Genomic DNA, 17,472 nt, shown 5'->3' on the forward strand with positions numbered 1-17,472 from the left:
GCGTTCCGTCGATGCGCACACTGTACGCAGCGCGGAACAGTGTGCGCAACCCCGATTCCTGTACGCTCGATGCGAACGGTGTGCGCAGCCGGATAGCGACGAGGGAGTGCCCATGGCCGCCAAGACGAACCCGATCCCGTCCGTATGGGCCCGCGAGCCGCGCGAGCGCGAGCAGCCCGCGCTCAGCCGGGCCGCGATCGTCCGCGAGGCGATCGTGATGCTGGACGCGGACGGCATCGAGGCGCTCTCGATGCGCAAGCTCGGCGCCCGCCTCAACGCCGGCGCCACCTCGCTCTACCGACACGTCGCCACCAAGGACGAGCTGATGGAGCTCGCGGTGGACGAGGCTTTCGGCGAGATCACCGTCCCGCCCGCGGACAGCCCCGACTGGCGGATCGCCGTCACGGAGTGCGCGCAGTCCTTCCGCGCCACCGCGCTGCGGCACCCCTGGCTGGCCTCCGTCCTCGGCCAGGCCGGACTCGCCTACCTCGGCCCCAACCTGATGGCCGTTTCCGGACGACTCGCCGAGCTGTTCACGGCCATCGGCTTCCCCGACCCCAACCGCGCACTGGAAACCGTCCTCCCCTACGTCATCGGCATGAGCACCACCGAGGCGGCCTGGCTCACCGCCGTGGCCCGGTCGGGGGAGACCGAGGCCTCCTTCATCGCCAGGCTGATGCCCGCCGCCCAGGAGGCCGCGGCCGGGCACGAGCTCCTCGCCGACGCGTACGCCACCGCCGCCGAGACGCACACAGCCGTCGATCCGGCACAACTGCGCGAGGCCAAGTTCAACTACGGCCTGGAGGTCATCCTCGACGGCCTCGCCCTGCGCCTGCCGCGCTGACGCACTGCCGCACTGCCGGACGCGACCACTCGCCCGCGCAGGAAGTCGCCCCCTCCGACTTCCTGCGCGGCAGCAGAACCCTCAGCCCCACCCCCACCCGCGCCCTCAGGCGACGGCGTACTCGGCGAGGGACGGCTCCAGCAGATCGAAGACGCGCGGCGCCTCCTCGGCCACGACAGCCGCAACCTCCGCCGCGTCCCGGCCGGCCAGGGTCAGCTCCTGGATCCGCTGGAACAGGACCCGGTGCGCGCCACCGAGCTGGGCGGCGACCGCGCGCGGCGTGATGTCGTCCGGCCCGGCGCCGGTGGCCTCCGCCAGGACCTCGGCCAGCGCCGCATCCCGCTGGTCGTGCAGATCGCGCAGCCGGGCCAGCAGCGTCGGGCTGTCGGCGATCATCCGTGCGAAGGGCAGCGGCGCGAACCCGGCCACCGGATCCCGGCGTTCGACGGCCGAGAGGAACGCGCCACGCAGGGCGGCGAGGGCCGACTCGCCCGCCGCTCGGCCGGCGACGATCCCCGCGAGACCCGCGACGAACTCCTCGTGGTGGTCGAGAGCCAGGTCCTCCTTCCGCGGGAAGTAGTTGGTGACGGTCTTCTTGGCGACCCGGGCCGCGGCGGCGATCTCGGCGATCGTCGTCGGCTCGAAGCCCTGCTCGATGAAGAGCCTGGTCGCGTGGTCGGAGATCAGCTGCCTGGTCTCGCGCTTCTTGGACTCCCGGAGCCCTACCGGTTCGATGCTCATGGAGCAATCTTACACTCGTTGCAACTTTACGCTTGACGCACCTTCAGGCCTGGATCTAAAGTTACGTCCGTAGCAAGTTTTGGCTCGATCGACGGAGACCGCATGCGCAAGCTCGACCCCGCCGCCGGCACCATCGCCATGACCGTCACCACCGCCGACGCCCTGAAGACCTACCTCACCGAGATCGGCCGGATCCCGCTGCTGACCCCCGAGCAGGAGGTCGCGGTGGCCCGGCGCATCGAGGCCGGCCGCCTCGCCGAGGAGCGGCTCGCCTCCACCGACACCTCCGCCGACGCCTCCGCCGACGCCCTCTCGGAGCTGGAGGCGGCCGCCGCCGACGGCCGCCGGGCCCGCGAGCACATGCTGGAGGCCAACCTCCGGCTCGTGGTCTCGATCGCCCGCCGGTACACCGGCCGGGGGCTCGCCCTGCTGGACCTGGTGCAGGAGGGCAACCTCGGGCTGATCCGCGCCGTCGAGAAGTTCGACCACCACCGGGGCTTCAAGTTCTCCACCTACGCCACCTGGTGGATCAAGCAGGCCGTCGGCCGGGCGCTGGCCGACCAGTCCCGCACGATCCGGATCCCCGTCCACATGGTCGAGGTGATCAACCGGGTGGCCCGGGCCCGCCGCGAGCTGGCCCAGGAGCTCGACCGCGAGCCCGGCCCGGCCGAGATCGCCGCGGCGACCGACCTGACGCCCGAGCGCGTCGTCGAGGTCCAGCGCTACGACCTCGCCCCGGTCTCCCTCCACACCCCGGTCGGGGCCGAGGGCGGGGCCGAGCTCGGCGACCTCATCGAGGACACCGGCTCGCCCGAACCTCTGCAGGCCCTCGGCCACGTCCTGCTCCGCGAACAGCTCCGCAAGGTCCTCGCCGGGCTGAGCGAGCGGGAGGCCGGCGTCATCGTCCTGCGCTACGGCCTCGACGGCGGGGAGCCCAGGACGCTCGACCAGATCGGCCGGCTCCACGGCGTCACCCGGGAGCGCATCCGCCAGATCGAGGCCAAGACCATGGGCAAGCTCCGCCACTCCTCCCGGACCCGGCTGCTCGAAGGCTTCCTCGCCTGACCGCCCGCCCGTCCCCGCCCGCCCGGTTCCGCCACCTCGGCCGACCGTCCCGCAAGGCCGACCGCCCCCGCCGGACGGGTCCGGCGGGGGCGGTCACCGGCGACGGCCGGTGAGGCGGGGGCGGGGATCAGCCGCGGTTCCACCCGGCGAGGTAGGTGTCGATCTCGCCGGTGAGCCGGGCCTTGCCGGCCTGGTCGAGGAAGGACGCCTCGACGGCGTTCTTCGCCAGCGCGGCGACGCCGGCCTCGTCGAGCTCCAGCAGTCGCGCCGCCACCGCGTACTCGGTGTTGAGGTCGGTGCCGAACATCGGCGGGTCGTCGCTGTTGACGGTGACCAGCAGCCCGGCGTCGACCATCTGCTTGATCGGGTGGTCCTCGATCCGCTCCACCGCCCGGGTGGCGATGTTCGAGGTCGGGCAGACCTCCAGCGCGATCCGGTGCTCGCCGAGGTGGTCCAGCAGCGCCGGGTCCTTCACCGCCTGCGTCCCGTGGCCGATGCGCTCGGCACCGAGCACCCGCAGGGCGTCCCAGACGGTCTCCGGGCCGGTGGTCTCGCCGGCGTGCGGGACGCTGCGCAGGCCGATCGCGCGCGCCCGGTCGAAGTAGGGCTTGAACTGCGGCCGCGGCACCCCGATCTCGGGGCCGCCGAGGCCGAAGCTGACCAGACCCTCGGGGGCCAGGTCGACGGCCAGGCGGGCGGTCTCCTCCGCGGCGGCCAGGCCGGCCTCACCGGGGATGTCGAAGCACCAGCGGAGGACGACGCCCAGCTCCTTCTCGGCGCGCACCCGGGCGTCCTCGATCGCCTCCATGAAGGCGACGTCGGGGATGCCGCGGCTGACCGAGGAGTACGGGGTGACGGTCAGCTCGGCGTAGCGGATGTTCTGCCGCGCCATGTCCTCGGCGACGCCGTAGGTGAGCGCCCGGACGTCCTCGGCGTCGCGGATCAGGTCGACCACGCTGAGGTAGACCTCGATGAAGTGCGCGAAGTCGGTGAAGGTGAAGTACTCGGCGAGGGCCGCCGGGTCGACCGGCACCTTCGACTGGCCGCGGTGGCGGGCCGCCAGCTCGGCGACCACGCGCGGCGAGGCCGATCCGACGTGGTGGACGTGCAGCTCCGCCTTGGGCATTCCGGCGATGAACGCCTCGATGCCCCGGTCGGCACTCAGGTTGTTGGCGGTTCCGATCCGACTTCCGTCCGGCTGGACCACGGTGGTGCCCTTCTTCTCTGGTGTTCCGCGTGGGAACGCGACGTCCGCGTGGCGCCGGGTGGGCGCCGACGACATCTACGCGCGTATCGAGCAGTGTTCGCAAGGATAAGCAGGGCTCACCCGCCGAACGCCACCGCCACGGTGTGGATGAGCAGACCGGCCAGGGCGCCCACCACGGTCCCGTTGATCCGGATGAACTGCAGGTCCCGGCCGACGTTGGCCTCGATCTTGCGCGAGGCGTCGTCCGCATCCCAGCCTGCCACCGTCTCGGAGATCAGCGAAGTGATCTCCGCCCGGTAGGTGTCGACCAGGTACTGGGCGGCGTCCTGGAGCCAGCCGTCCACCTTGGCCTGGAGCTTGCGGTCCGTGGCCAGGCGCGCACCGAAGTCGCGCACGCCGGTGCGGATGCGCCGGCGCAGTTCGCTCTCCTCGTCCTCGGCGGCGTTCAGCACCAGCGTGCGGACCGCGGCCCAGGTGGAGGCGATGAGGTCCTGCACCTCGGGGCGGGCCAGCAGCTCGACCTTGGCCCGCTCGACCCGGGCGATGGTCTCCGGGTCGGTCTGCAGCTCGGTGGCGAAGTCGGCGAGGAAGTTGTCGATCGCGCCGCGGGCCGGGTGGTCGGGGTCGTCGCGGATGTCGGTGACGAACCGCATCAGCTCCTTGTAGACCCGCTCGCCCACCTGGTGGTCGATGAACTTCGGGGTCCAGCCCGGGGTCTTCTGGCTGACCCGCTGGACCACCTCCTCGTGGTTCGCGGTCAGCCAGCCGTGCGCCCGGACCGCGACCAGGTCGACCACGCCGTGGTGCCCGCCGTCGGCGACCACCTTGGCCAGCATCCGACCGGCCGGCTCGGCGACGGAGGTGGCGGCGGCCCGCCGGGTGACCGCCTCGCCGACCACCGCCTGCACGTCGTCGTCGCGCAGCACCGCGAGCACGCCGCGCAGGGCGGCCGAGGCCTCCTTGGTGACCCGCTCGGCACTGCCGGGGGCGGCCAGCCACTCCCCGAGCCGCCGGCCGATCCCGAGCGCGGCGAGCCGGCCGCGGACCACCTGGCCGGAGAGGAAGTTGTCGCCGACGAACTCGCCCAGCGAGCGGCCGAAGGCGTCCTTCTTGGTCGGGATGATCGCGGTGTGCGGGATCGGCAGTCCGAACGGGCGGCGGAACAGCGCGGTCACGGCGAACCAGTCGGCCAGCGCGCCGACCATGCCCGCCTCGGCCGCGGCGGCCACGTAGCCGGCCCAGGCGCCGGCGCCGGCCGAATCCGCCCAGGTGGCCAGGGCGAAGACCAGGGTCGCGAAGGCCAGCAGGCCGGTCGCGATGGTCTTCATCCGGCGGACGCCGCGTCTCTTCTCCTCGTCGGCAGCGGTGAACCGCACCCCGGGGCCGGTCCCGCTGAAGGCTTCGTCACTCACCCCGCCAGTCTGCCCCGTGACCGGCGCGAGCGGAGGGCGCGCCCCGCCAACTCGCGCCGGGCGCGCACCACAAGTGCTCCGACGAGCGCTCCGCCAGGCGAGGCGCGGAGCCGGAACGCGGCGAAGGGGCGCCGACGGCGGGCCGTCGGCGCCCCGGTGCCGTCAGCCGATCGCGACCTCCGCATACATCCGGGCGATCACGTCCTCGATCGCCGGCTCGCGGACCGAGAGGTCGACCAGCGGGTAGCGGGCCGCCACCTCGGCGACGATCGGGGCGGCGCTCTGCTGGGCCGGGAAGGCCAGCCACTGCCGCGGGCCCTCGACCTTCACCACCCGGGCGCCGACCACCGTGATCGGCGGGCCCGCCTCGGCGAGGTCGACGACCAGGGTCCGCTCGCTGTCCGCCGCGGCGTGCAGGCCCTCCAGGCCGCCGTCGTGGACGACCCGGCCGTGGTCGATCACCATCACCCGGCCGCAGAGCTGCTCGATGTCGGTGAGGTCGTGCGTGGTGAGCAGGACGGTGGTGCCCTGGTCGCGGTTGACCTCGCGCAGGAACTCGCGCACCCGGCCCTTGCTCACCACGTCGAGCCCGATCGTCGGCTCGTCCAGGTAGAGCACCTGCGGGTCGTGCAGCAGCGCCGCCGCGAGGTCGCCGCGCATCCGCTGGCCGAGCGAGAGCTGGCGGACCGGGGTGTCCAGCAGCCCCCCGAGGTCGAGGAGTTCGATGCATCGTTCGAGGTTGGCGCGATATCGGTGGTCGGGGATGCGGTAGAGCCTGCGAGCGAGTTCGTAGGAGTCGCGCAGCGGGAGGTCCCACCAGAGCGTGGTGCGCTGCCCGAAGACGACGCCGATCCGCCGGGCCAGCGCGACGCGCTCGCGGGCGGGGTCGATGCCGGCGACGCGCAGCCGCCCGCCGGTGGGCACCAGGATGCCGGTCAGCATCTTGATGGTGGTGGACTTGCCGGCGCCGTTCGGGCCGATGTAGCCGACGCACTCGCCGGCCGCCACCGTGAAGCTCAGACCGTCCACCGCGCGGACCTCGCGCTTCTCCCGCCGGAACCGGCCGGCCTTGGTGCGGACGGTGAAGGTGCGTCGGACGTCGTCGAGTTCGATCAGGGTCATGGGAGTTCTCCGTTGTTCCGGGGGGGGTGGGTCAGCTGCCGGTGCCGCGGTACGCGCGCAGGCCCGCGCGCCAGGCCAGGCCGGCCGCGGTGCAGCAGAGCACGGCGGCGACGGGCGAGGCGTACTGGAAGGCGGCGGGCAGGCCGAGCGGGTCGGGCCGGTCGAGGATGCGCAGCGCGGGAAGCCAGTTGACGAACGCCAGCGGGACGCCGAAGACCACGCCGGCCACCAGCTCCCTGGCGAAGATCGTCGGCGGGTACTGCAGCAGGGTGGCGCCGCCGTAGGTGAGGGAGTTCTGCAGCTCGCCGGCCTCGCCCCACCAGAACTGCACCGTGGCGCCGCCGATGAAGACCGCCGCGAAGATGGCGCTGCCGCAGACCAGCAGGACGGGCACCAACAGGGCCTTGTCCCAGGTCCAGTGGACGTCCAGGGCGGTCAGCGACCAGACGAGCACCCCCGCGCCCTGCAGGGGTCGGCCGAGCCGGCGCAGGGTGAAGCGCTCGGCGCAGAGCTGGGCCAGGGCCGGGGCGGGCCGGATCAGCATGGTGTCCAGGCTGCCGGTGCGGATCCGTTCGCCGAGCGCGTCGGCGGTGCCCACCAACAGGTTGGCGGTGCCCAGCGCGAAGGACGACGTGCCGTACAGGAAGCCGAGTTCGGGCAGGGTCCAGCCGCCGAGGGCGCTGGTGTGCCGGAACATCAGCAGGACGACGACGAAGTCGAGGAAGGTGACGACCGTGCTGGCCACGGCCATCAGGGCGAAGGAGAGCCGGTAGGCCATGGTGGAGCGCTGCCACATGGCGGCCACCAGCCACCAGGAGCCGAACGCCCAGCGGACCCGGGCGGTCAGCGGCTCGGTCGCGACGGTCACGGGCCGCCCGGCGGCCCCGGCGTGGCCGGCCCCGGTGGCGGGCGCACCGGCGACCGGCTTGCCGGCCGCGAGCGCCTCGGAGCGGACGGTGTCAGCCACCCTGGACCACCACCTTGCGGGTCGCGAGCCGCTGGACGGCCCGGCCGGCGGCGAGCAGCAGGGCCGCCCAGAGCAGCTGGAGGCCGAGGATCCCGAGCAGCCCGGCGCCGCTGTGCCGCTCCAGGAAGACGTCCGTCGGGATCTGGATCATCGCGGCCCAGGGCAGCAGCGGGGCGAGCTCGCCGAGCCACCCGGGGAAGAGCCCGAGCGGGAGCAGCATCCCGGAGAAGAACATCGTCACCACCACCATGACCGAGCGGATCCCCTCGGCGTCCTGCATCCAGAAGCCGGTGAGCGAGACCAGGAAGCGCAGCCCGAAGCTGACGACCACGGCGAGCAGGACGGAGAGCAGGAAGACGGCCCAGACCGCGGGGTCGTGCGGCAGCCGGGTGTCGAAGGCGAGCGCGCCCGCAGCGGTCGGCAGGATGCCGCGGGCGAGCAGCTGGAAGCCGGCCCGCCCGAGGTCGGTGGCCAGCCACCAGCCCTGGAAGTCGACCGGGCGGTAGAGGTCGATGGCGATGTCGCCGCTGCGGAAGCGGTCCTTGATGTCGTCCTGGAAGCCGCCGCCCAGGACGGCGACGGTGGCCAGCAGGGCCTGGCTGATCCAGATGTAGGTGACGGCCTGGGCGGTGTCGTAGCCGCCGAGGCCGGGCCTGGCCTGCCAGAGGGCGAGGAAGGTGTAGGCGAGGATGAAGCCGAAGACGGTGTTGGTGACGGTGCCGGCCAGGGTGGCGGCACGGTAGCCGGCGAAGCGGCGGAAGCCGGCGCGGGCGACGGCGAGGTAGAGGCCGGCGGAGAGGCCGAGGCGGGCGGCGATACCGGGGCGGGCGGCGCCGCCGGTATCGGGAGGGGGCCTGAGCTGCGTCTCGGCCGGCACGGCGTTCAGCATATTGTCTCCTTGTCGACAAATACGGGCATGGAGCTGCGCCTGGGAACACCAGCGCACGCCGGAGTAGCCCCGACCGCCGCAACCCGGGGGGTACCGGGCCCGACGGGCAGAGCTGCCCGAACTGAGTGCGCTATGTGGTTTGCACCTTTCACCGTACCGCCGACGATCACCACGCGCATCCGGTTTACGCAACACCTGATCGCGGATCAAATAGCACATAATCGCGGCATGACTCTGAGGGCAGACCACCGCACCCGGCGCCAGGCCAAACGGGCCGCCCGCCGAGAAGCGCGCCGCGCCAAGCCGCTCTGGCGCCGGCTCCTGCCCACCTGGCGGGTCACCCTCGGCGCGCTCACCGCCGTGCTGCTCCTCGCCGTCGGCTCCTTCGCGGTGCTCTACCTCATCGTCCCGGTGCCCGACGCCAACGCCCACGCCGTCGCCCAGAACAACATCTACCTCTACGCCGACGGCACCACCGAGATCGCCCGCACCGGCGCGGTCAACCGCACCGACGTGACCATCAAGCAGATCCCGCTGGACACCCAGCACGCCGTCGTCTCCGCCGAGGACCGCACCTTCTACCAGAACCGCGGGATCGACCTGTCCGGCATGATCCGGGCCGGCTGGAACACCCTCACCGGCAAGGGCATGCAGGGCGGCTCCACGATCACCCAGCAGTACGTCAAGAACTACTACCTCACCCAGGACCAGACCATCGAGCGCAAGGGCCGCGAGCTCTTCATCGCCCTCAAGGTCGACCAGCAGCGCGGCAAGGACGAGATCCTCTCCGGCTACCTCAACAGCAGCTACTTCGGCCGCGGCGCCTACGGCATCCAGAGCGCCGCCCACGCCTACTACGGCGTCGACGTCTCCGCCCTCACCCTCCCCCAGGGCGCCTACCTCGCCGCCCTGCTGCAGGGCCCCAGCATCTACGACGTCAAGACCGCCACCCCCGCCAACCGCGAGAAGGCCCTCGCCCGCTGGAACTACACCCTCGACGGCATGGTCCTGCTCGGCTTCCTCAGCGCCTCCGACCGCGCCGCCACCACCTTCCCCGAGCCGATCGACCCCCAGCCCGCGACCGGCCTCAGCGGCCAGGCCGGCTACCTGGTCGGCGTCGCCGACGACTACCTCGTCTCCTCCGGCATCATCGACACCCCCACCCTCAAGGCCGGCGGCTGGCGGATCACCACCACCTTCGACAAGGACAAGCAGGACGCCTTCGCCAAGGCCGTCCAGCAGGAGCTCACCGACGAGCTCGACCCCAAGGCCCGGCCCACCACCGACACCGACGTCCGCGTCGCCGGCGCCTCCGTCGAGCCCGCCACCGGCCGCGTCGTCGCCGTCTACGGCGGCCCCGACTACGCCAAGCAGCCGTACAACGACGCGCTCCGCCAGGACAACCAGATCGGCTCCACCTTCAAGCCCTTCGACCTCGCCGCCGGCCTCAACTCCGGCCGCAGCAGCGGCGACGGCCGCCCGATCACCACCGAGACCCGCTACGACGGCACCAGCGAGCGCCCCGTCACCGGCGGCCCCACCCCCTACGCACCGCCCAACGAGGACGACACCGACTACGGCAACATCACCCTGCGCTACGCCATGGTCAAGTCGGTCAACTCGGTCTACGCCCAGGAGGGCGTCGACGCCGGGCTCGCACACGTCCGCGAGACCGCCGTCCGCCTCGGCATCCCCGACAACGTCCGCGGCATGGACCCGGCCAACACCTCGATGACCCTCGGCACCGCGACGCCCAGCGCCCTCAACCTGGCCGGCGCCTACGCCGGGTTCGCCAACCACGGCCAGGCGTTCACCCCGTGGTCGGTCGTCAAGCTCGAACGCGTCCACACCGGGGGCGCCATCGACGTCCCCAAGATGCCCGACCACGTCGCCACCACCGCGCTCGACCGCGGCACCGCCGACGCCGTCACCGACGTGCTGCGCGACGTCGTCACCCCGCGCGGCACCGGGGCCGCCGCCCTCGAACTCGGCCGCCCCGCGGCCGGCAAGACCGGCACCACCGACTCCAACCTCTCGGCCTGGTTCGCCGGCTTCACCCCCGAGCTCGCCACCACCGTCGGCCTCTTCCGGGAGCACCCGAAGACCCACGCCAAGGAGCCGCTCTCCGGCACCGCCGGCTACACCCGGGTCAACGGCGGCACCTTCCCCACCCAGATCTGGACCGCCTACATGAGCGAGGCGCTCGATGGCACCGACGTCCAGGACTTCGACCTCGAACCCAGCCGCGGCAACAACCGGGCGGAGACCCCGACCGCCACCACCCCGCCGTCTCCGACGACGACCCCGACCACCACGGCCACGGCCACGGCGACCGCAACCGCGCCCGCCCCCAGCGCCCCGGCGCCGACCCAGGCGGCCCCCACCGCCCCGCGCCCGGAGCCCAGCAGCCGACCCGCCGAACCCCAACAGCCCACCACCGCCCCGACGGCGCCGAGCTTCACGCCCGCCCCGGAGCAGCCCACCGCCCCGCCGCAGCCGCCCACCCCCACCGGTCGGCCCACGTCCACCCGGCCGACGGCGCCGCCGACCGCGACCACGCCGCCCCAGCCCACCGGAGCCGCCACCCCGCCACCGGCCCGGTAGCCGCACCGGCGGCGGGGGCCCGGCGGGGGCGGTAGCGGCGGGAGCCCGGCGGGCGCGGTGGGACACGCCCTACGCCGACAGCTCCCGCTCCAGCGGCGTCCGGAAGCGCGGCGTCACCCGCACCTCCCCCAGCCAGCCGGCCAGCCGCGCCGCCTCCGCCTCGACCGCCGCCCCGGCCTGCGCCCCGACGTCCGAGAAGAACCGCCACACCACCTCGCCGTCGGGACGCTGCGCCCAGCCGCCCACCACCCGGCCGCACCACCACACCGTCGGCCCCGCGTTCCCGGCCCGGTCGAACAGCGCCGGCACGTCCTCCGGCCGCAGGTACCACTCCCGGCCGCGCCAGCCCATCACCGTCGGGTCCAGCCCCGGCAGCAGCGCCGCCCACGGCTCGGGCTCCGGCACCGGCTCGGTGTCCGACGGCAGCACCAGCCCCGCCCCGCCGCCCGCCAGCGCGACGTCCACCGCGCCCACGTCGCCCAGCGCCGTGCGGGTGTCCCCCAGCGTCCAGCCGGTCCACCACTTCACGTCCTCGACCGTGGCCGGGCCGTACGCCGCCAGCCAGCGCCGCACCACCTCGGCCTTCGCCTCCCGCACCGGTACGTCCGGCCACTGCGCCACCGGCGCCCAGGGGTAGCTGCTGCTCAGCCAGGAGCCGCGCGGACGGCACCGCCGCACGTGCCCGTCCGAGGCCAGCAGCCGCAGCAGCCGGCTGCCCACGCTCTGCTTCGCCTCGTACGGCTTGCCGGCCGACATCAGCATGGTCTCGCGCAAGGCCGGGACGTCCGCGCCGAGTTCGCTCGTGGTCGCCTCGCCGCGCCGCTCCAACGCGGCCAGCACCGCCCGCTCCGCCTCGGCCAGCCGGGCCTCGTCCCAGCCCTCGGCGAACTCGCGCAGGTGCTTCAGCAGCGTCGCCCGCTCCTTGACGGCGATCGCCCGCGCCGTCGACGCGCTCACGTAGGGCGCGAAGCCCTCCGTCACCGCGAAGATCGTCCGCCGCATCGACAGCAGCTTCACCAGCGTGACGTCCTCGTAGAGCGCCCGCTCGACCTCCGCCGCCGACGGCTCCGCCAGCCGGGCGCAGGCCGACAGGTACACCGTCGCCGCGTCGGTGGCGTGCAGGCCCACCACCGCGTCCGCCACCTGCTCGACCCGGGCCGCCCGCCCGGCGGCCGCCAACAGGTGCCGCCGCCCCAGTCGGGCGCGGCGCTGCTCGTCACTGACCGGAATCGGACCGCTGCTCATGGCGGGACCCTAGCGCCCGTCACCGACAGCGGCACCGACGCCGCACGCCGGGAGCGGCGTCGACGACGGCGGCGGCGGCGGCGCTCAGTCGACCGGTACGAACCGGTCGTCGACCGTCCAGCCCGGTCCCAGCTCGCGGCGCAGCGCGACCAGGGCGGCCCGGGCCCGCGCGTTGAACCGGTCCTGCTCCTCCCGCGGCCAGGGCGACGGGTCCGGCGGGTACTCCTGGTCGAGCGAGGACTGGTACCGGTCGGCCAGCTCGGAGAGCTCCGCCCGCAGCGCAGCGCTGATCGGCAGCCGGGCGAGCTCGGTCGGGTGACCGTACGGGCTCTCCATGTCGTGCGGCCACAGCGGCGTGTCGACGCCGTATTCGTAGAAGTACCGCAGGTGATCCACGTGGTCCCCTCCCCCGGGGTCGGCCCGTTCGGCGGTCGTGCAGCAGGCCGTGGCGGCCTTCGGGCGCGACGGCCGCCGCACCCGAAGGCCCCGGTGCCCCGGATCAGAGGTAGAGGCCGGTCGATCCCTCGGCGTCGCCGAAGCGCATCGCGGCCACGGCGTGCAGGTCGCGCTCACGCAGCAGCACGTAGGTGGCGCCGCGGACCTCGACCTCCAGCTTGTCCTCCGGGTCGTACAGCACACGGTCGCCCGGCTCCACCGAGCGCACGCTCTGGCCGACCGCGACGGCCTCCGCCCACGCGCAGCGCTTGGACAGCTCGGCGGTGGCCGGAATGAGGATGCCGCCGGTGGAGCGGCGTTCGCCCTCGCCGCCCTCGGTCTTCACCAGGACGCGGTCGTGCAGCATCTTGATCGGCAGCTTCTCGCCCAGCCGGTCGTGACGCGGCGAGTCGGACACGGACGGGGCGGTCTGCGGGGTCGGTTCGTCGTTCGTACTCACGCCCCCGAAGGTACCGCTCCCGGGCGGGCGGTGTGACGCTGGCCCGGGATGCGGAAAGGCCGGGCGCCACCGGCACCCGGCCCGGAAGACCTCCCCGCTCAGCCCTTGCGGCGCTTGCGGGACGAGGCCACCAGCAGCACCAGGCCGACGCCGACCAGCGCGGCCGGGACGATCCGCTCCTTGCGCGGCTGCCCCTTCTCGTCGACGAACTGCGCCTTGGCCTTCTCGACCAGCCCGCTGGCCGCCACGTAGGCCCGGCCGGCCTTCTCCTCCACCGTGGCGACGGCCTTGGCCTTGACCTGGGCGGAGATGGTGCTCGGGTGCACGCGCATGGCCAGCTCGTCCAGGGTCGACGCCAGCTGGGTGCGGGTGCGGGCGATGTCCGCCTCGATCTGGGCGGTCGTCCGCGTCGCCATGTCCTTGCTCGCCTCGCCCACTCGGGCCACCCCAATTCACTGATGTTGTCCTGTGCGACTGACCCAGTCTGTCAGCTACGCTGCACGGCCGCGCGGCCCCACCCACCATCGGGGGTAAGTTTGCGGTGGTACGACCACCCGTCCACGCACCAGGAGAGTCCCCCGTGTCTGAGCGACTCCAGCCCGGCGACACCGCGCCCGCTTTCAGCCTGTCCGACGCCGACGGCAACCAGGTGTCCCTCGCCGACCACCTCGGCCGCAAGGTGATCGTCTACTTCTACCCGGCCGCGCTCACCCCCGGCTGCACCAAGCAGGCCTGCGACTTCACCGACAACCTGGAGGTGTTCGCCGGCGCCGGCTACCACGTCATCGGCATCTCGCCGGACAAGCCGGAGAAGCTCGGCAAGTTCCGCGAGGCCGAGGACCTCAAGGTCACCCTGCTCTCCGACCCGGACCACGCCGTCCTGGAGGCCTACGGCGCGTACGGCGAGAAGCAGAACTACGGCCGGACGTACGTCGGCGTGATCCGCTCCACCGTCGTCGTCGACGAGCAGGGCAAGGTCGAGCGCGCCCTCTACAACGTCAAGGCCACCGGCCACGTGGCCAAGCTGCTGCGCGACCTCAAGGTCGAGGCCGCCTGACCGGACTCCCCTCCGGGGCACGGCCGGTGTCACTTCGTCACCGCCGTGTCCCGGTGCTGTCCGCGCTCCGCGAGATCCCGGACGGGCGGCCCCCGCCGCCCCTAACGTGCTGCTCACCGGGTCCGGACCACCCGGGTCGCCCGGCCCGCCGGCCGGGCCCGTCCTCGTCACAGGAGTGAGCCGCGTGCAGAGCGCCAGATCCGGGTACGCCACCCGCCTCGCCGTCGTCGGGGCGGTGGCCGCCGCCCTCGCCCTGACCGCCTGCGGGCCGGAGAACTCCGACGCCGCCGCACCGGCCGCCACCACCGGGACCACCCCGGCCGCCGCGCCCACCGCCCCGGCCGCCGCCACTGGTGCGCCTGCCGCCACCGGTTCGCCCGCCGGGTCGGCGAAGCCGACGGGCAGCGCCTCCGCCCCCGCCGGCAAGCGCCAGGTGGTCGAGGCGAAGACGGCCGGCGGACTCGCCAGGACGGTCGGCCCGGACGCCGTCTCGGACGTCGCCGTCGACCCCGGCGAGATGCGCGACACCATGCACCTGGTGGTCTCGAACTTCGACCGGCCCGGCCAGACCTCCGGCCGCCGGATCCTGCTGGTCGCGGTGGACAACGTCCCCGAGGACCCGGCCAAGCGCCGCGAGCACCTCTGGCGCGGTCTGATCGACCACGCCCTGCAGCACGGCTCCACCGGCACCCCGACCACCGCCGAGCCGTACCCGGCCGGGCCGCTCGGCGGCTCGCTGGAGTGCCTGAAGCTGCCCGAGGCCGCCACCACGGACGTCATCTGCGGCTGGTCCGACTCCTCCACCGCCGGGGTGGCGCTCTTCCCGAAGACCACGCCCGCCGATGCGGCCGCGCTGTTCGCGAAGATGCGGGCGGACATCGAGAAGTAGGGCCCGTCGGAGACGACGCAGCGGTGGCGGTGCACCCCCGACCGGGTGCACCGCCACCGCCGTTCCTCACCTCGGTGGACCGCCGTGATCAGCAGGCCCCGAGGTCGCTCCAGACTCCCCAGGCTCCGCTGAGCGAGGGGTCGTCACCCTTGGTCCACCACTTGTTCTGGTAGTAGTGGCCCTTCCACGACACCTTGGTGGTGGTCGCGTAGGTGGTCGCCGCGTCCCAGCTCGGGGCTCCGGCACAGCCCGCCGGGGTGGTCGGCGGCGTGGTCGGCGGAGTCGTGGGAGGCGTGGTCGGCGGCGTGGTCGGCGGAGTCGTGGGCGGAGTGGCGGGAGGCGTGCTCCCGTCGGTCGTGCCGCGGGTCAGGTCGCCCTTCAGGCCGTACCGCGTGCCGCCGACGTTGACCGTCCAGTTCGACGGCGTCGACACCGGCAGGTAGTAGACGAAGTCCATGTCGACCGACGCGCCCGGCGCCAGCGACTGCCAGCCGGGCAGCTTCACCGACACCCGGTTGTAGGTGCCCTTGAGACCGCCCACGTTGCCCGGCCCGGGGTTGTCCTGCTTGATGACGGTCAGGCCGAAGCCGGACTGGTCCTTGGCGTTGCCCGGGGCCGAGTTGCCGTAGTCGAACTGGAACTCGGTGCCGCCCGGCAGGGTCAGCGTCGAGTTGTTGACGATGTGGATCTTCGGGTTGATCGGGTAGTTCGAGTCGCCCAGCGCGAAGTTGGTGAACGACACGTCGATCGGCAGGGTCTGCTGCGGCAGCGCCGTGGTCGACCGGACCGCGCCGTACGGCGTGGCCGCCTTGAACTTGTCGTACATCACCGAGGTCAGCGTCGAGCCCGGCACGTACTGGCCCTTGCCGCCGTTGGCGGCCGCGTCCCACTTGTAGTCGCCGGCGAGCTCCCAGATCATCGCGCCGCCGGCGCCCCGGTCGACGATGTAGTCCGCCTTGGCGGCCACGGACTGCTCGTCCTCGGTGGAGAGGAACACCTTCTTGGTGTCGTTCCACAGCCACGGCGCCACCAGGGCGGAGCTGTAGTTGCGGGTGTAGGTGCCCTGCAGCGCGGTGTCCGTCACGCCGTACTTGGCGAGGTAGTCGGGCACGACGCCCTTCTCCAGGTTCTTCGCGTGCCACATCGGGTTCGACCCGGCCGGGGACTCCTTGCCCGCGTCGTCCTTGTCGTTCCAGATGTTGTCGATGCCGACCGCGCCGTCACCGCAGGTGGTCAGGCCGGAGCCGACCGGGCAGGTGTTGGTGGACGAGGTGCCCCAGAGACCGTTCGTGCCGCCGGTGACGTTCTTGAACCCGCGGGTGTAGTACGGCAGGCCGACGTTGATCCGGCCGCCCGGCATCGCGCCGCGGAAGTAGTGGTACGACCAGTCCGCGTTCAGGTAGCCGATCCCGCCGTACTGCGCGGTGCCGTAGACGTTGGCCGCCGCCAGCTCGCCGTCCTTGCCGTCGTCGAACAGCGAGGCGTTCGGGCCGACGTACTTGTTCCAGGCGCCGTGCAGGTCGTACGACATGATGTTGACGTAGTCCAGGTACTGCGCGACCTGGAAGGTCTCCATCCCGCGCAGCAGGTAGCCGGACGACGGGGCCGCGACCGAGAGCAGGTAGTGCCTGCCGTCGGCGGCGCCGGCGCGGTCCAGCTTCTCGCGCAGCGTCTTCATCAGCGCCGCGTAGCCCTTGGCCAGCGAACCGCGCTTGCCGTTGGCGAGCTGCCAGTCCAGCGGGTTGCCCGCGTCCTTCATCGAGGTCGGGTACTCGTAGTCGATGTCGACGCCGTTGAAGCCGTACTTCTTGACGAAGTCGACCGCCGAGGTGGCGAAGGTGTCGATGCCGGCCTGGTTGACGCTGCCGTCCGGGTTGACGGTCATCGAGTAGAAGCCGCCGGAGTTGACGCGCTTGCCGTCGTCGCCGAAGTACCCGCCGGTCTCGGTCCAACCGCCCACCGAGATCATGGTCTTGACGTTCGGGTACTGCTTCTTGAACTTCGTCAGCAGGTTGAAGTGGCCCTTGTAGGGCAGCGACGGGTCCAGCTCGGCACCGGGCACGCCCGGGAACGAGATGCCGGTGGCCTCGTTCTTGTCGTTGTCGGTGCCGACGGAGATCTTGTTGTCGCCACCGACGTGCCCGAACGCGTAGTTGAGGTGGGTGACCTTGTCCCAGGGGATGTCGCTCACCAGGTAGGGCGGGGTGCCGTCCTTGCCGGTCCTCCAGCCGGTGAAGTAGCCGATGATGCGGCGCTGGTGGTCGGCGCCCATCTTCTCGCGACCGCCGGTGTCGTAGACGCTGCAGTACGGGACGTCGACCCCGGGGGTCTGGTACAGCCCGTCCGGGCGACAGGCCGCGTTGTCGACGGCGGCGGACGCCTGCGAGGGCGCCGCACCCAGCGTCGCCATCAGCAGGCCGGCCAGGCCGGCGGCCGCCAGCGAGGCCAGGCCGGCGCGGGCGGCCCGGTTCGTGGAGCGGCGATCGGCGGTGGGACGCCGCATCGCCGTGCTTCGGATCAACACTCGGTCCTCCG

At 72.8% G+C, this 17,472-nt stretch carries 15 protein-coding genes and 1 pseudogene; 5 read left to right on the top strand and 11 right to left on the bottom strand.

Annotated elements, in window-relative coordinates; all coding sequences use genetic code 11:
• The first annotated feature begins 112 nt into the window (after nucleotides 1–112).
• The gene (locus RMN57_RS15140) at nucleotides 113–844 is read left to right on the top strand and encodes a TetR/AcrR family transcriptional regulator C-terminal domain-containing protein (RefSeq protein ID WP_313763923.1); all 732 of its coding nucleotides are present in this window, start codon (nucleotides 113–115) and stop codon (nucleotides 842–844) included.
• Nucleotides 845–949: 105 nt separating this feature from the next.
• Here the strand turns inward: RMN57_RS15140 and RMN57_RS15145 are convergent, their stop codons facing one another.
• Nucleotides 950–1,585 carry a TetR family transcriptional regulator gene (locus RMN57_RS15145; RefSeq protein ID WP_313763924.1) on the bottom strand — a complete coding sequence of 212 codons (636 nt, stop codon included), beginning with the start codon at nucleotides 1,583–1,585 and terminating at the stop codon, nucleotides 950–952.
• Between the two features lie 114 nt (nucleotides 1,586–1,699).
• Here RMN57_RS15145 and RMN57_RS15150 point away from each other — a divergent pair.
• Nucleotides 1,700–2,650 (top strand): annotated as a pseudogene (locus RMN57_RS15150) (RNA polymerase sigma factor); the annotation flags it as partial.
• A 127-nt stretch (nucleotides 2,651–2,777) separates the two neighbouring features.
• On the opposite strand, the gene RMN57_RS15155 reads toward RMN57_RS15150, so the two are convergent.
• The 5 genes from RMN57_RS15155 to RMN57_RS15175 form a co-directional block, all read right to left on the bottom strand.
• A complete protein-coding gene (locus tag RMN57_RS15155; protein WP_313763925.1) occupies nucleotides 2,778–3,932 on the bottom strand; it encodes an adenosine deaminase in 1,155 nt (384 codons plus the stop codon).
• A 41-nt stretch (nucleotides 3,933–3,973) separates the two neighbouring features.
• A complete protein-coding gene (locus tag RMN57_RS15160) occupies nucleotides 3,974–5,269 on the bottom strand; it encodes a DUF445 domain-containing protein (protein WP_313763926.1) in 1,296 nt (431 codons plus the stop codon).
• A 162-nt stretch (nucleotides 5,270–5,431) separates the two neighbouring features.
• Nucleotides 5,432–6,391: an ATP-binding cassette domain-containing protein gene (locus RMN57_RS15165; protein WP_313763927.1), complete on the bottom strand. Its 960-nt coding sequence runs from the start codon at nucleotides 6,389–6,391 to the stop codon at nucleotides 5,432–5,434.
• Nucleotides 6,392–6,422: 31 nt separating this feature from the next.
• A complete protein-coding gene (locus RMN57_RS15170; protein ID WP_313763928.1) occupies nucleotides 6,423–7,358 on the bottom strand; it encodes an ABC transporter permease in 936 nt (311 codons plus the stop codon).
• Entirely contained in the window at nucleotides 7,351–8,247 is an 897-nt protein-coding gene (locus RMN57_RS15175; RefSeq protein WP_313763929.1) for an ABC-2 family transporter protein, read from the bottom strand. Before RMN57_RS15175 ends, RMN57_RS15170 begins: the two co-directional genes overlap by 8 nt.
• A 228-nt stretch (nucleotides 8,248–8,475) precedes the next feature.
• On the opposite strand from RMN57_RS15175, the gene RMN57_RS15180 reads away from it, so the two are divergent.
• The gene (locus RMN57_RS15180) at nucleotides 8,476–10,851 is read left to right on the top strand and encodes a transglycosylase domain-containing protein (RefSeq protein ID WP_313763930.1); all 2,376 of its coding nucleotides are present in this window, start codon (nucleotides 8,476–8,478) and stop codon (nucleotides 10,849–10,851) included.
• Nucleotides 10,852–10,920: 69 nt separating this feature from the next.
• Here RMN57_RS15180 and RMN57_RS15185 read toward each other — a convergent pair whose 3' ends face one another.
• The 4 genes from RMN57_RS15185 to RMN57_RS15200 all read right to left on the bottom strand — a co-directional run bounded on the left by RMN57_RS15185 (nucleotide 10,921) and on the right by RMN57_RS15200 (nucleotide 13,407).
• Nucleotides 10,921–12,096 (bottom strand): winged helix DNA-binding domain-containing protein, encoded by a 1,176-nt coding sequence (locus RMN57_RS15185; RefSeq protein WP_313763931.1) that lies wholly within the window; start codon nucleotides 12,094–12,096, stop codon nucleotides 10,921–10,923.
• Between the two features lie 84 nt (nucleotides 12,097–12,180).
• Entirely contained in the window at nucleotides 12,181–12,492 is a 312-nt protein-coding gene (locus tag RMN57_RS15190; protein ID WP_313763932.1) for a hypothetical protein, read from the bottom strand.
• 103 nt (nucleotides 12,493–12,595) lie between these two features.
• The gene (locus RMN57_RS15195; RefSeq protein ID WP_313767833.1) at nucleotides 12,596–12,898 is read right to left on the bottom strand and encodes a co-chaperone GroES; all 303 of its coding nucleotides are present in this window, start codon (nucleotides 12,896–12,898) and stop codon (nucleotides 12,596–12,598) included.
• A 191-nt stretch (nucleotides 12,899–13,089) separates the two neighbouring features.
• Nucleotides 13,090–13,407 (bottom strand): DUF3618 domain-containing protein, encoded by a 318-nt coding sequence (locus RMN57_RS15200; protein ID WP_313763933.1) that lies wholly within the window; start codon nucleotides 13,405–13,407, stop codon nucleotides 13,090–13,092.
• Between the two features lie 164 nt (nucleotides 13,408–13,571).
• Between RMN57_RS15200 and bcp the strand changes: the two genes are divergently transcribed.
• The gene (bcp, locus tag RMN57_RS15205; protein WP_313763934.1) at nucleotides 13,572–14,048 is read left to right on the top strand and encodes a thioredoxin-dependent thiol peroxidase; all 477 of its coding nucleotides are present in this window, start codon (nucleotides 13,572–13,574) and stop codon (nucleotides 14,046–14,048) included.
• Between the two features lie 184 nt (nucleotides 14,049–14,232).
• A complete protein-coding gene (locus RMN57_RS15210) occupies nucleotides 14,233–14,937 on the top strand; it encodes a hypothetical protein (RefSeq protein WP_313763935.1) in 705 nt (234 codons plus the stop codon).
• 88 nt (nucleotides 14,938–15,025) lie between these two features.
• On the opposite strand, the gene RMN57_RS15215 is transcribed toward RMN57_RS15210, so the two are convergent.
• Entirely contained in the window at nucleotides 15,026–17,440 is a 2,415-nt protein-coding gene (locus RMN57_RS15215; protein WP_313767834.1) for a chitinase C-terminal domain-containing protein, read from the bottom strand.
• Nucleotides 17,441–17,472 lie beyond the last annotated feature (32 nt).

It is taken from the genome of Kitasatospora sp. CM 4170 (assembly GCF_032110285.1).
Lineage (GTDB): Bacteria > Actinomycetota > Actinomycetes > Streptomycetales > Streptomycetaceae > Kitasatospora > Kitasatospora aburaviensis.